At 47.0% G+C, this 477-nt stretch carries 1 protein-coding gene; it reads left to right on the forward strand.

Annotated elements, in window-relative coordinates; translation table 11 throughout:
• Positions 1 to 477: helix-turn-helix transcriptional regulator (locus ACFRAK_RS28390; protein ID WP_483878294.1), on the forward strand; the 477-nt coding region annotated here is incomplete at both ends.

The raw sequence follows: 477 nt of genomic DNA on the forward strand, positions 1-477 counted from the left end.
ATGTAGAAGTGCAGCACAAGCTTCTGAAGGCGGCGGCGGCCGCCATGCTGCACGAGCAGTATACAGAGGGTGGCATGAAAAACGCATTCGCCGAGCTGCTTACGAGCATTCATAATAAATGGACTCTACTTCGAAGAGACCCGCAAACCCGGGCTATGGATTATTCGGATCGGATTGCCGCTGTATTCCGCCAGCGCACGTTACAGGAACTTCATGCCCATGTTGCAGAGTTTCTTGAGGAACTAAGCTCATGCGCTGCATACGATAGCAAAGATCAAGGGATGAAGCAGATTATGGATCTCATCCTTCGAAATTATAGCGAGAACATTAAACTGGAAACATTGGCCTCGGTATTTAACTATAACAGCGCATATTTAGGGAAGATGTTCAAGAATTCAACAGGTGAATATTTCAACACGTATTTGGATAAAGTGCGCATCAACAAAGCGAAGGACCTGCTGAAGCAGGGGATGAAGG

This window comes from Peribacillus sp. NPDC056705 (genome assembly GCF_043656335.1).